The organism is Marivirga lumbricoides, from assembly GCF_014636295.1.
GTDB lineage: Bacteria > Bacteroidota > Bacteroidia > Cytophagales > Cyclobacteriaceae > Marivirga > Marivirga lumbricoides.
Genome location: NZ_BMEC01000009.1, coordinates 191,463 through 206,656 on the forward strand (window position 1 = coordinate 191,463; position 15,194 = coordinate 206,656).

At 33.7% G+C, this 15,194-nt stretch carries 8 protein-coding genes; all 8 read left to right on the plus strand.

Going from position 1 to position 15,194, the window contains the following annotated elements; genetic code table 11:
• Nucleotides 1-56 precede the first annotated feature (56 nt).
• The 8 genes from IEV85_RS14790 (at nt 57) to IEV85_RS14825 (ending at nt 15,193) form a co-directional block, all read left to right on the plus strand.
• Nucleotides 57-5,123: an MBG domain-containing protein gene (locus IEV85_RS14790; RefSeq protein ID WP_188464736.1), complete on the plus strand. Its 5,067-nt coding sequence runs from the start codon at nt 57-59 to the stop codon at nt 5,121-5,123.
• 57 nt (nt 5,124-5,180) lie between these two features.
• Nucleotides 5,181-6,191: a PorP/SprF family type IX secretion system membrane protein gene (locus IEV85_RS14795; RefSeq protein ID WP_188464738.1), complete on the plus strand. Its 1,011-nt coding sequence runs from the start codon at nt 5,181-5,183 to the stop codon at nt 6,189-6,191.
• Nucleotides 6,185-7,486, plus strand: coding sequence for a PD40 domain-containing protein (locus IEV85_RS14800; RefSeq protein WP_188464740.1), 1,302 nt, complete (start codon nt 6,185-6,187; stop codon nt 7,484-7,486). The genes IEV85_RS14795 and IEV85_RS14800 overlap by 7 nt, the downstream gene beginning before the upstream one ends.
• Before the next feature lie 161 nt (nt 7,487-7,647).
• Complete coding sequence (opgC, locus tag IEV85_RS14805; RefSeq protein ID WP_188464742.1) at nt 7,648-8,730, plus strand: OpgC domain-containing protein; 1,083 nt, start codon at nt 7,648-7,650, stop codon at nt 8,728-8,730.
• A 255-nt stretch (nt 8,731-8,985) separates the two neighbouring features.
• Nucleotides 8,986-11,208, plus strand: coding sequence for an exopolysaccharide transport family protein (locus IEV85_RS14810; RefSeq protein ID WP_188464744.1), 2,223 nt, complete (start codon nt 8,986-8,988; stop codon nt 11,206-11,208).
• Nucleotides 11,209-11,759: 551 nt separating this feature from the next.
• Complete coding sequence (locus tag IEV85_RS14815) at nt 11,760-13,187, plus strand: O-antigen ligase family protein (RefSeq protein ID WP_188464746.1); 1,428 nt, start codon at nt 11,760-11,762, stop codon at nt 13,185-13,187.
• A 75-nt stretch (nt 13,188-13,262) separates the two neighbouring features.
• Nucleotides 13,263-13,961 (plus strand): TolC family protein, encoded by a 699-nt coding sequence (locus tag IEV85_RS14820; protein WP_188464748.1) that lies wholly within the window; start codon nt 13,263-13,265, stop codon nt 13,959-13,961.
• Between the two features lie 50 nt (nt 13,962-14,011).
• Entirely contained in the window at nt 14,012-15,193 is a 1,182-nt protein-coding gene (locus tag IEV85_RS14825) for a glycosyltransferase (RefSeq protein ID WP_188464750.1), read from the plus strand.
• The last annotated feature ends 1 nt before the right edge of the window (nt 15,194 follow it).

Genomic DNA, 15,194 nt, shown 5'->3' on the forward strand with positions numbered 1-15,194 from the left:
TTTAATATATTACAAGTAACATTTTGTAATTTTCCACTTGATTATAAGTTGTAAAAATGATGTTAGTACATAGTTCCTTTAAAAGTACAATTTCCATCTTAAAGAAAGCCGGGTTAATGGGTTTTATTTTCTTTCAAAGCTTCTATTTATTAGCACAACCGGTTTTCGATAGTGACCCAGTGGAAGAAGCCACTTATGGTATTGAATATTTATATGAAATTGAAACGAGTGGTACGTTTTTCCCACCTATCATTGAACAAACTGGCATTCTACCTCAGGGTGTTAGCTTTAACAGTTTTCTTGACGTACTCAGTGGAGCACCTTTAGAAACAGGCTCTTTTGACATAGTTCTGGAAGCTTACTCTGCACTTAACCCCGGAAATAAAGCCTTTCAGGAATTTACTCTGACAGTTGCTCCTGCCGAACTTACTGTAACAGCCGACCCTCAAACGATCACTTATGGAGAAACAATTCCTGAACTTACTTTTACCTACTCAGGATTTGTAAATGGAGATGATCCTTCTGATTTGGATGTAATTCCTACTGCAAGCACAACTGCAAACTCTACTAGCAGTACAGGCGTATATCCTATTACCATTACAGGGGGCTCAGATGAAAACTATACTTTTAATTATGTAGGTGCGAACTTAACCATTAATAAGGCACCACAATCTATCACATTTGATGCTCCCGCAAATAAAACATATGGTGATCCTGCTTTTGACTTATCAGCTGGTTCCAGTAGTGGATTACCTATATCATTCTCAGTGATATCAGGAAGTGCAAGTATTAGTGGAAATACTCTTACCATTTTAGGCGCAGGAGATATTACAGTTGAAGCCAGACAAAGTGGAAACGAAAATTATGAAGCAGCAGAGCCGGTTACAAGAACTTTTACAGTGGGGAAGGCTTCTCTTATTGCCACAGCCGAAGACAAAAGCACTACTTATGGATCCCCTATCCCGAGTTTTACTATCGCTTATTCTGGTTTTGCAAATAGTGAAACGGCAGCGGTTTTAGATATTCAACCTACGATAAGCTCTTCAGCCAATAGTTCAAGTAATGCAGGATCGTACCCTATTACTTTGTCTGGCGGGATTGACAATAATTATGAAATAAATTTAGTAAATGGGACACTTGTCGTTAATAAGGCCATCTTAACTGTTACTCCTGATAATAAAACGATTACTTTCGGAAACACCATTCCACCACTCACTCTCAGTTATTCAGGATTTGTTAACAATCAAAATGCTTCAGTTCTTGGAACTGCACCCACTGCAAGTACAACTGCTACTTCTTCCAGCCCTGCAGGAAGCTACCTAATTACTGTTTCAGGAGGAGTAGATGAAAACTATTCTTTCAACTATGTGAATGGTTCTTTAACTATTAATAAAGTAAATCAGACAATTACTTTTGATCCTATCAACAATAAAACATACGGAGACCCGGCATTTTCTTTAACAGCTACTGCAAATAGCGGACTCCCTGTAACATTTTCTATAGTTTCAGGTAACGCTACCCTCTCTGGAAATACTTTAACAATTACAGGAAGCGGAAATATTACTGTAAGAGCTAATCAACCTGGAAATGAAAATTATAATGCTGCTCCATCTGTTGACCAGACATTTACAGTGAATAAAGCTGTCTTAAATGTTGCAGCAGACAATAAAATTATAACTTATGGTAGTGCTATTCCAGCTTTAACATTTTCTTATTCCGGATTTGTTAATGGCGATACTTTTGTAGGCATAGATGTAGCACCCAATATTTCAACCTCTGCAAATTCTGCGAGTAATGTTGGCACTTATCCTATTACATTATCAGGTGGAACTGATAATAATTACAGTTTCAATTTTGTTAATGGGATGCTTACCATTAACAAAGCAACTGCAAGCGTAACAATTTCTAATCTTCTGCAGAATTTCAATGGTAGCCCAAGACCTGTAACAATAAACACTATTCCTGCAGGCCTACCTGTTTCAGTAACTTATAATGGAAGCACTCAAGTTCCATCAGCAGCAGGCACCTATAATGTTGAAGCTATTATTACCAGCAACAACTATATTGGAAGCAACTCTGCAGTACTCACTATAAATAGCGCACCTCAAAGTTCCGGGATTCCTGATTTCAATAAAAATGAAGATGCTCCTCCCTTTCAAATTAATTTATTGAATTACATCAGCGATGCAGAAGACAATAATAATCAATTAACCTTTGAGTTAGTTTCAAATACCAATTCTGCTCTTTTCAATACCTTTACTTTGACTAATGCTACATTAAATGTTAGTTTAAAACCTAATGCAAACGGCAATACTAGCATAACAATAAAATGTACTGACAGCAATGGTCTCTTTATTACTGAATCTTTTGATATAATTGTAGCACCGGTACAGGATGCGCCAACATTTACAAGTACTCCTGTGACTGAAGTGAACCAGGGAGAGCTTTATATATATGAAATCATAGCTAATGATGCTGATCAAGGAGATCAATTAACTATCACCAGTAATATTTCGTTACCTCCCTGGTTAAGCCTTACCGCTACTGGTAATGGCAGAGCTACCCTAAGAGGTACTCCGGGAAATAATAATACAGGGCTTGTCGGCATTTCTTTACGCGTTCAGGATAACAATAATAATTCTGCAAATCAATTTTTCGATATCAATGTAATAGATGTCAATGACCCTCCTACTTTTACTAGTAGCCCTAATACCAGCGCCACCTTAAATGCGCAATACACTTATAACATTACAACTAACGATATTGATGAGAATGATCAACTGACTTTATCTGTTATAAGCAAGCCAGTATGGCTGAATTTTACAAATCAGGGTAATGGCAGAGGCCGTCTACAGGGCGCACCAGGAAATGATAGCAGAGGACAACCACAAAACGTAGAACTCAGAGTACAAGACAACCGTGGAGCAAGTGCCACTCAATCATATGCTATAGAAATTGATTTTCCCAATTCAGCACCACAATTTACATCAACTCCAGTAACCAGTGCTACGGAGGATCAGCAATATTCTTATACAATTACTGTGAATGATGCTGATGATGACGATATTAATTTAAACGGAATAGTAATACCTGGCTGGCTCACTTTAACCCCTACCCCTACAGGAGGACGACTCCGTGGCACACCTACTAATTCTGATGTAGGCAACCACACAATTGTGTTGGAAGCCGAGGATTTTCTGGGACTGACAAGCACTCAAAGCTTTACTATTACAGTTCAAAATGTAAATGACGCACCTGTTATCACCTCAGAACCTCCGTTAGCTGCCATTCAAAATTCACTGTATACTTATACAATCACTACCTTAGATGTGGATAAGAATGATGAGGTGACTATAAGCATTGTTGAAAAGCCGGAATGGCTTAATTTTGATGGAGAAGCCACTTTAAGTGGTACACCAACTGCAAATGAAGTAAATGAAGGACCTTTTACTGTTGAAATTCTGGCCAAAGATTTAGCTGGCGCTTCAGATAAGCAGAGGTATCAGATTACCGTTAGAAATGAAAACTTACCTCCTACTATAGACCCTATCCCTGATCCTGCCACTGTCAATGAAGACGCAATGGAACAAATAACTATACCCCTAACAGGCATAAGCGCAGGAGGGGAGAGCAATCAGACAATTAGCATAAGTGTTAGTACTAACTTTCCCGGCCTTTTCGAAAATTTAAATGTTCACTACTCTTCTCCTAATACCACAGGAGAACTTACTTATCAAATTAGGCCTGACTCTTTTGGCATAGCTACAGTAACTGTGAGGCTGGAAGACAGCGGCCCCGCAGATATTAATTTCTACGAAGAAACGTTTCAGGTAGAAGTTTTACCTGTTAATGATGCTCCAGTATTTACTTCACAACCGAAAGAAAAAATTCAGCCTGAAACCACCTATACATATCAAATTACAGGAAGAGATGCTGACCCAGACGATGAACTAACCATAGAAATGCTAGTGGGTCCTGAATGGTTAACATTAACGGATGATGGAGACGGTTCAGCTTTACTACAAGGAAACGTTCCTTTATCTGCTGATAATGAGGAAATAATCTTAAGGATTACAGATTCTCAAGGTTTGTTTTCAGAACAGGAATATCAACTTCAAATCAATATAAAGCCCTCAATTCAGAATTTTAGCATTTCAATGAAAGAAGATATCCCTTACTCAATCAACATATCTGAGTTTCAAAATGCCTACACTGATCCTAATGGTGATCCTCTTGAAGCCATTACAATTAGCTGGACAAGAGGATCTATTCAAAATAACGGGCAAAATATAAGCTCTGGAGAAGAGATAGCTATTAATTCTTCCACCTCAATTCAATACATTCCTCCTACTAACTTTTTTGGAGATGTCACTTTGCAATGGGCGGCCTATGATGGTTTTAATTATTCAGAAACAGCAAATATTTTAGTGAAAATAGATTCCGTTAATGATAAACCTACTCTTTCAAATATTGAAACGGGCATTATCGAATATATTCAAGGCTCAGGTACAATTAACTTAACAGAAACTATTACAGTTTCAGATGTTGATGACCAGATTATTGATAGTGCATTTATCGAAATTGTTGATAATTATAATCCTGAAGAGGACAGGATTAATATTTCTAACCAAAACAACCCCAGCTTTAGTAGTAGTTTTGATGTCTCAACTGGAATTTTCGTATTAGCTGGGGAAGCTACCAAATCTGCCTATGAAACGGCTTTGAGAGAAATAACCTATGAAAACATTAATGCCTTAACCAATGATACCCGTCTAAAAAGCATAAGCATGTCAGTTTCGGACGGCTCAGCCCTGAGCGAACCAGTCTTCAGGCAGATTCAAATCACGAATATTTTACCCGAGCTAGACATAGTAAATGCTTTTACTCCAGATGGAAATGGGGTAAATGACACATGGGATTTTGTTAACCTTGATCAGTTTGAGCAGGTAAATATTGCTATTTATAATTCATCAGGACTAGAGGTATTCTCCTGTAATACAACGGATTGTGAATGGAACGGAACGTATAAGGGTGAAGAGCTTGCAGGAGGAGTATACTTCTACTTAATTAATTTAAATAATGGAAGAAGAAAGTATGAAGGCTCTGTTACCATACTTAAATAAAATCCCTGTAAGTAATAGCTCTCTTCAGTTTATCTGAGACAAACAAATGAAATTAAAATGAAAAAAGAAATACTTCTTTTATTGGTCATCCTGGTAAGCTGGAAAACACAGGCACAGGACATATTATCTCGCACTCAAATTTTTCATGCTGTAGAGTGGCAGCATCCCGCACTTTCGGGGGTTCAAGAAAACCTATCTATAGATTTAATGTACAGGCAGGCACTTAATGGGTATGGTTCTGAGTCCGGGTATTATCAAGTGGGTGCATTCTATCCTATAAAAAACAGTGTTGGCGGTGAATCTGACAATTCAGGATTTAAAATCAGTAACCCTGATAAAGCCAGGGAAATCTATAATTCAAAAATAGCCAGAAGAAAGCAGGGTGTTGGTTTACAATTAAATGCTATTATTTTAGGCCCGCTTGACAGAAAAGAGATTAAAGGTTTTTATGCATATCATTTACCCATCTCAGAGCAACTTAACCTGAGTTTAGGCACTAGCCTAAAATTCCAGCAAAACATGATTGGTTTTAACAACCTTTCGGTTAGGGATGAAATCAATGATGATTTTTATCAACAAATAATTAATTCCTCTGAAGGCAAACAAACTAATCTGCAGCTGGATATTGGAACAGCTCTTTACAGCAAACAATTTTTCTTTACTTTTACAGCAAAATCATTGTTTATAACAGAATTAAACAAAAATAATACACTTGAGTACTTAAAGGACGGGGAATCTTACAGTGTACTGGCAGGCTATAAATGGAAATTTAATCCTGATTATTCTATTTTACCTAATGCAGAAGTCAATTACCTTACTGATTACGGTACCCAGTTTAAAGGTACTATTCGATTTAAGTATAAGGAACTAATGTATGTAGGTGCTGGAATGCAGAATGACTTAAAATGGTCTGGACTGATAGGTCTTAATATTCCTGGCAATATATTCTTAAATTATTCGTATGACTACTATACTGGCTACATTAGCGAGTTTTCGAATGGTGTACACGAGGTAAGTTTAAGCTATTTATTCAATAATCAAAACGCAAGCACACCTTTTACATGGTAAAGGACTTACTATTATTAATTGGGCTTTTTTTCTTCAACGTTACAGTGCCATTGAAAGCACAAACAGTGATAGAGTCTGTTAAAAGGGTTTCTGAAGAAGTAAATTCAGAAGCAGAAGAAATTATGCCTCTTTTAAGTAACAGTGGTGACAGCTTATTTTTTTCAAGAGTGTTTTACGAAAAAAATGAAGGAGGACTTTATAGTGGATCAGATATTTGGCTTAGCACCAGAAAAGCAGATTCCGGGTGGTCAACTTCAACAAATGATGTTGGAAAATGGAACGACAAGAGAAATAATTTTATAGTGGGTATTTCAGATAGAAATCATGAACGGATTTTATATCTTAACAACCCTAAAAATCCTGATAGAGGTATTCAATTTGTAAAGGAGGTTTTCGGAAATTGGACTAACCCTGAATTGATTTCTATAGAAGGAATTGCCAAAAACGGGTACCAGGGGCTGTATGTGTCTCCAGACTACGAGGTTATTTTACTTTCCATGAGTGGTGAAAGCACCAACGGTGAGGAGGATTTATATGTCTCTGTTAAGGATGAAAGAGGTAACTGGAAAAAACCAGTCAACCTGGGTTCTACTATTAATACTGCACAATCAGAAATTTCTCCCTTTCTCTCCAAAGATAAAAAAACCTTATATTTTGCCAGTAAAGGACATGGAGGCTTTGGTGATATGGATATTTTTTCATCAGAAAGGCTTTACAACAGCTGGAATGTGTGGAGCAAACCAAAAAACTTAGGTGATAAAATAAACTCAGAAGCTTTTGATGCTTATTATAGTCAGTATGGAGACACATTAGCATATTTTAGCAGTAACCGGGAAGGTGAGCTGGCGGACATTTACGAGGTAAAAATGCTGCAACCAAAGACTATTCAAAACACAGTATTGCCTGTAGCAGATGCTAATACTATTGCCAAACGAAATTACCTTACCCAAACTGAGCTTAAAGAAAGTTTGGAAATAAAGGAATTGCCATTTATCCAAGTACAAAATGATGCCTCTATCAATGAAAATGCAATTGCAGCAGAAATCATTTATTTTTTAATCAATAAACTTTCGCAAAATCCCAACCTCAATTTGGCTATTAAAGTAAATGTGTTAGAGATTATGAGCACTGAAAAAATGGTAGTGACAGCTTCACAAATTGCTTCATTCATTGCCACAGAAATACAAAATGCGGGTATTAATATGGAAAGGGTTCAATATGATGGAGTAACCATTGGTAACCAAAATTCAGCTGATGGCGTGAGCTTTCAGGTCAGTTTTAGTTTTTATAAATAATAATATTTGTAAGATATTGTGGTATGAAATAAAAGCTCTAAAACAAACCTCCTAACAAACTATTCTAATTAGATAAAAATCAATTTATCGAAAAGGTTTACCCAATAAAATAAAAAAAACATTTATTTGTATATTTACAATAAATTGTAATAAAAGATATAATGAAGGAAAGAGTATATTTTGTTGATTTTGCAAGAAGTTATGCCATTTTTTTAGCGCTTTTCGATCACTCTCTTAACGATTTTAACATATGGTCTAAATACCCTTTTGAGCAATACGCTATTATTAAGCTTTTTACTAGTTCTGCCACACCCACTTTCCTTTTCTTATTTGGCATGATGTTAGAATTGGTTTATCTCAAAAGATTAAAAGTAAAAGGATTATCCTCAATTCGCCCCCAGTTGATTAAAAGAAGCTTCCAATGTTATCTAGGATTTATGCTTACTTCATTAGCTGGGCTTATTGGTGGTTACATGACAGTAAAAGGACTTTTAGGCTCTTCGATTTTCGTGGTAAACAATCACTATGGCAATATATTGAAAATTTATTGTGTCCTTATTCTACTAGCAATTCCAATGTTACTTTTAAGGAGGAATTACGGTATTTGGTCACTTATAATATTATGTTTCTCATTCTGGATATTCTACCCTATTACTTCTCAAATAGAAGTGGCTAATGGTAATATCAACAATTTTACCTCATTTATATTTGGAGTAGGCAACAGTGGGGGGCCTAGCGTTATACATGCTCTTTCAATAGTTTCATTAGGTATGCTATCAGCAACTTTTATTGATTTTAATAACAGATGGAAATTCCCAAAGATGAACATGCTACTTTTATTAGTTATAATGTCAGGAATTTGCTTATACTTATTTTCAATTCCCTTTAATGATTTTATAGAGAACTACTTTTCTAACAACTATAGAAATAACAATCATCCATTATATTATTTGGTATCTCTTAGTCTAGCTATAATTTTAATTTTAATATTCTCCACATTAATACCTCTGGGAATAAAATTAAAACCATGGACTAATCACTTACTTGTTTTTGGGCGTAATTCTTTAAGTGCCTTCACTATTGGAAATATAATTTTAAATTTGATTTATAATGAGGCAAAGGATTATACATTTAGCATAGTGATTCCACTACTATTTATCATATTGATATATGTAATATTATTTGCCTATGAGAAGGTAGAAATCAAGCTAAAAAAGAGGAAAATCACTTACTCAAATCAGTAAATAACTCAAAATTTAATAAGAAATAATTACAAATACTATTGATATAAAGTTTAGTGTTAGCCATCAAAAAGCACTTAGAATTGAGTTTAAAATTGCAGATAGTAAAAATTTAACATAACCTGATTAATAGTGTAGGACCTCTGCTTATAAAAAAATAATGTTTGAATTATAAGAATTCACCGTAGTTTTGCAAAACTACAGTGCATTCTTATTGTTGTGCTAATAAAAATTGAATTAAAATAAAACTATAAAATAATGGACATTCTATACCTTTTAAGAGTATTGTGGAGAAAAAAATGGATTATAATTTTAGTTCCTAGTATTTCCATTATTGCAGCATTTATCTTTACCCAGAGGTTAAAGCCGGTTTATAAAGCTAGTACACAAATAGCTACCGGATTTACAACGAATGAGGGGGTAAGTATAACAGACGAAAAGTTTAACTTAAGAGAAGCTGACGTTAAATTCAGTAATTTACTGGCTACCATGAATTCAGGCACTGTTTTCAACATGGTAACCTATAGATTAGCAGTTAATAAACTCCAAAATATAAGCAAAAATGAAACTAATGAATTGGAGTCATTTACAGATCAACAGATAGATTTAGCACAAAACATATTAAGTAATAAGTTAATAGAGCAAAAAACTCTGAATATTAATGAAGAGAATGCACAGCTGGTAATTAATATATTAAAAGAACTTAATTTAACATTTGCGAGATTTAATGAAGGATTTGAAATTAAAAGGATTCCTAATACCGACTATATCAATGTCTCATTTATATCAGAAGACCCTGAGTTTTCTGCAAACGCAGTAAATGTATACTGCGAAGAACTACTCCGCTACTACGTTTCTTCTAAGAAAGAGTCATCTAGTGAGTCAGTCACATTTATTCAAGAATTAGTAAAGCGCAAAAAAGAAGAACTTGATGATAAAACGGAAGCATTACAAACTTTTAAGTCAAGTAATAATCTGGTTTCAAATCAGCCTCAAGGTGAAACCCAATTAAGTCAGGTTTATGCTTTAGAAGGCCAGAGAGACGAAATAAATAATGAAATATATGGTTTAAGGTTAAAATTAGAAAGCTTGAAGTCCAGTTTAGCAGACAAAACCGGAGGAAGTGATAGAGGCTCTACTTCGAATCAAAGAATAATAGATTTAAAAAAGAAGATTGATATTCTTAATGAGCGCTTTATAAGTAATGGTACTAATAATGCTAATCTTCTTGATTCATTAAACCTATTAAGGCAACAATATAAGATGGAGTTGAGCATGATGGAAAAAGGTAGTAACTCTGTACAAGCCACTGGAATGACAACCGCTGAAATCAAGGAAGAAATTAAAAATACCCAAATTAATATTCAGGTGCAGCAATCTAGATTAGCTAGTGTAAATGAAAAAATTTATAGGCTAAGGGGTTCCATGTCTGGCTATGCAAGTAATGAAGCAATACTAAATACTTTAGAGAGAGATGTAAAAGTAGCTTCTGATGAATATTTATCAGCGGTGAATAAATATAATGAAGCACAAAATAAGCTAATGGCATCCTCAGGTACAATCAGGCAGGTTTATAAAGCTTCTCCACCCGCAAGTCCTGAACCCTCTAAAAGAATATTGATTATAGCTCTGGCTGCAATTGCAAGTCTTGGATTTACAGTTTTTGCCATTATTGCAGTTGAAGTTTTGGACAGTAGTATCAAAACTGTAGATCAGTACCAAAGACAAGTAGGATTACCGTTAGCAGGAACTTTGATTAAGATTGACACTAAAAAGCTGAATTTCCCTTCTTTATTTGCAAAAAAGCATGAGAATAAGGATTTGGAATTATTTAAACATTTTTTAAGAAAAATTAGATTTGAAATTGAAAATTCCAAAGGGAAAATATTCTTACTTACAAGCCCGAATGAAGGAGAAGGCAAAACCTTTGTCACATTTTCTCTGGCTTTTGTATTGAGTCTGGTCAAAAAAAGAGTCCTGATTATTGATACAAATTTTAAAAATAATTCACTTACAAACTGGTTGGTAGTTCCCAAAAAGAACCTCAAATATATTGACCAAAGATCACAAGGCTCGGATGAGATAAAAATATTTAACAAAGAAGACAACCCTGATATTGAAAATCACTCAGTAGATGAAGCCGAATTTGTGACCGCTACAAAATATAAGAATATCTTTATAATTGGTAATTCCGGAGGGCATGACTCTCCGGAAGAGATATTCCATAATAAAGACTTTAATAGCCTAATATCAGGCCTCGCAGATAACTTTGATTATATTTTACTTGAGGGACCTTCATTAAATGAATATTCTGATTCAAAGGAATTAATGAGGTATGTAGATAAGATAATTCCGATTTTTTCTGCTGAATCATCTATCAAACAAATGGATAAAGAATCTATTGATTTCTTAGAATCCTTAAATGAAAAACTTACAGGAGCTATATTAAATAAAATTGACCCTAAAAATATTAATGTTTAAATATAAATAATCTTTTGTTCTACTTTTTAAATCATAGGTAAAAGGATATTTATTGGGTTAGCAGGTAACTTTATTGAATTCTAAGAGATTTATTATCTAAGTATATACAACAGGGGCATACTAAATAAAAGAAGCTTAATTTCTAGAATTTCTTCTTTATGTCACCCCTTCAAATTATAATTACCTAATTGATCTATAGTTGCTGGTTTAATTGATTCGTTATTAACTGTACATAAATTTATATTTTTTACCCGAAATCCTTTAAAAGATCTTAATTAAAACTTTTAGCCTTGAGATGTTTTAAAATATAATGAGTACCTGATTACTAAATTCGTGCAATTCCTTTAAAACCCTTGCTAAATAAGTTAAATTTGATGAGTACCTCTGATTCAACTATTATTAGTCTTAACTAAATTATGTAGGATGAAAAAAAAAGAACCCCCTAAGAAAAATAATGCCCCAAAGAATTTGAATTTATTTATATGCATTAGCTATGTAGTGCTCATATACATTATCATATTCCTGAAAATTAGCTTTATTAATTAGGAGAAATGAATTCTATCAATGCAAAGAAAACCATCTTAGTGGCAATAATGCTATTATTTGCAATTTTATTGCCCTATTTAATGGTCCTTACTTCATACATAATTGCTCCTTTAGTTATTCTAGGAATCTTATCGCTATTTTTTGTTAGCTTAACACTGATAAATTATAAAGCAGGTATATATCTTGTTTTTTTATATGGCTGCATTTTTTCATTAATTAGCAGACTTTTAAGTGTTATACTTCCCTATGGAATAGTATATGATTTAATCATTTTAATAACACTTATATCTCTTGTTATAAAAGCAAATAGAAAAGAAGGGTTTCAATGGAAAACTTCAGAACCTATAGTAATACTGCAATTTGTATTCTACGCTTATTTTTTCCTGCAGATAGCAAATCCAAACGCTGTAAATATACTAGCATGGTTCGATGCCTCTAGGTTTTTAATATTATTTTTGCTGTTCTATATTTTTATACACTTTTTCAACAATAAAGAAAGTGTTAAAAATTTCACGAATCTATGGATTTCAGCAGGACTAATTATTTCATTATATGGTATTTTTCAGGAATATGTGGGTTTTCGAGACTTTGAATACAGATGGCTAACAGCTGACCCGTTAAGATTTAAGCTCTATCACATATGGGGCCATATCAGAATTTTCTCAACTCTATCTGATCCTTCAGCCTATGGATTATTTTTGGCATTTTGCGGTACAGGATCATTGCTTCTTGCTATCGGACCAGGTCCCTATACTAAGAAAGTTATTTATCTTACGGCTGCTTTAATTATGTTCTTCGGAATGTCTTTCTCTGGTACGAGAACCGCTTACGCGATGATCTTCATAAGTATTGTCTTATTTATAATTGCCAATTTACAGAATATCAAAATACTGATAGCAAGCTTCGTGATGGTTTCTATCTTTATTATACTGATGGTAGGCCCATTTTATAGTGGCCCTATTAATAGAATGCGATCAACGTTTGAGTTTTCAGAGGACGCTTCTATGCATGTAAGAGATGCTAAACGAATTAGGCTTCAAAGTTACGTGAAGTCTCACCCTATCGGTGGTGGCTTAAACACAGCAGGAAATGAAGGAATGAAGCTTTCCAGAAGTCATCCATTAGCTGGACCTTATGACCCTGATAGTGGGTACTTAAGGACTGCGCTTGAAATGGGTTGGATTGGATTACTTATTGTGATCAGCTTAAATACAGTTGTTGTTATAAAAGGAATCAGAAATTATTTTAGTATCAAGGATCCAGAATTAAAGATTTATTCAATGGTTTATATTGCTCCTTTCTTAGGATTATCTGTAGCCCATTATACGCAAGATGCACTCTATCAAAAGCCAATTAATATTCTGGTAATGGCTACATTAGCTCTAATGATAAAACTTAAGGACCTGGATAAGACAATAGTACATGAACAATAATTTATTCAATTAAATAATAATAATGCTTATAGATTTAATATTTTTGTGAGATAACGTGACTTTAAGATGAATCAAATGAGAGTAATAATCATTTCAGTATTACTAATTGTAACTTCTAGTGTTTTTGCGCAAACTATAGACTACAACAGAATTATTTTACCTGAAAATAGTGCAGACATAGAATTATCAGAAAAATTAGTTCAATTAGCATGGCTAAATCATCCTGATAACCAGTCAGTTAAAGAGAATCTTCGCATCTCACAGATAGATTTAAAACTATCAAAAAGACGATGGCTAAGCAACTTCAGAGTTTCTGGTAACCTAAACGAATTTAATATCGATGAATCTAGAGATTTAACAAACAGGTCTCAATTCTTTCCACGCTATAATTTCAGTCTTTCATTTCCACTTGGGGATTTATTTATGAACCCATTGGAGAACAAGCAAAATAAGATTTTGATCGACATTTCCCAAAACGAAATAAATGCCGCTAAACTATTAGTTAGGCGTAATGTCCTACAAGCATATAACAATTTTTTATTACTTGAAGAAGTTTACAAAATCCAAAGACTAGCAATGGATAATGCAGAAACCAATCATGCTATAGTTGAAGAAAGTTTTGAACAAGGTGAGGAGACATATGAGAAATATACTGCCAGTTTTAATAATCTAAATCAACGAAAAATAACTATTCTTCAGGCGGAGAGGGATTATAAAAACGCTAAACTAGTCGTAGAGGAAATGATAGGAATGCCGTTAGAAAATGTGAATTAAGCCATAAGAAAGTTTGTAGACTTAGTTTTAATCAGCAGATCACCTAATCATTGGAAATTAAAAAGAGTAATATAATAATTTTAGCACTGTCTAAATGGGATGGAGATTATTCATCTACCACTTTCTCACTAGCTTCAGAGTTCAGTAAAAACAACCGCGTTCTATATATTGATAAACCTATTACCTGGAAAGATATTCTATTTCAGACTTTCCGTAAAGGAGGTATTTCATTAGTTAAAAGAACTCTAATAAAAAGCAGACTAAACTTCTTGAGTGAGGATTTAATCATCTATTATCCAAGTCCTGTAATACCTATAAATTTTCTACCCAAAGGGAAACTGTATAAACACTTAAAGCAATTAAATGAGAAAATAATCTTTAACAAGTTAAAAAGAACCCTAAAAAAAATAGATTTTACCAATTATATATACCTCAACATATTTAATCCTTTCTTTGATCATACTGACTTTCTACAACCAACTCTTTCTATATATTATACAGTTGACAATATTTCAGAATCAGCTTATGTAAAGAAACATGGTGTTTGGCTGGAGCCATATATGATGCAAAAGGCACATTTAAATTTTGCAACATCGCTCATGTTAAAAAATACTAATGAGAAATATAATAAGGATATTTTTTACCTTCCAAATGCTGCGGATTTAGAAATCTTTGATTCTGAGAAAAATTACGATAAGCCTCAAGAATTAAGAAACATTGAGGCTCAAATTATAACTTATATAGGACATCTGGATACCAGGACCAATATTGAAATCCTTAAAACTATATTATCTGAGCATGACAATAAAATTTTAATGATTGTAGGACCTGTATCATTACCAAAAAGCACATTAGAAGAACTTAGTTGTTTCAATAACATTCTATTTGTAAAACCTCAGCCGCTACAAGAAATACCTGCTTTTTTAAAATATTCCTGTTGCACAATTATACCCTTTAAATGTAATGAACTAACTAAAGGCATATATCCTCTTAAAATAAATGAATACCTCGCCATGGGGCTTCCTGTAGTTTCAACTTCATTTTCAGAAGATATTAAACATTTTAGCGAAATAATTTCACTTGCCAATTCTCCTCAAGATTTTTCTAAGATGATTGACAGTGAAATTATAAATGATTCTTCATCAAAAATAAAGGAAAGAATACTATTCGCTAAAAATAATACCTGGCCACATAGAGTAAAACAATTTTGGGATATAGTAGAAAGAAAATAGT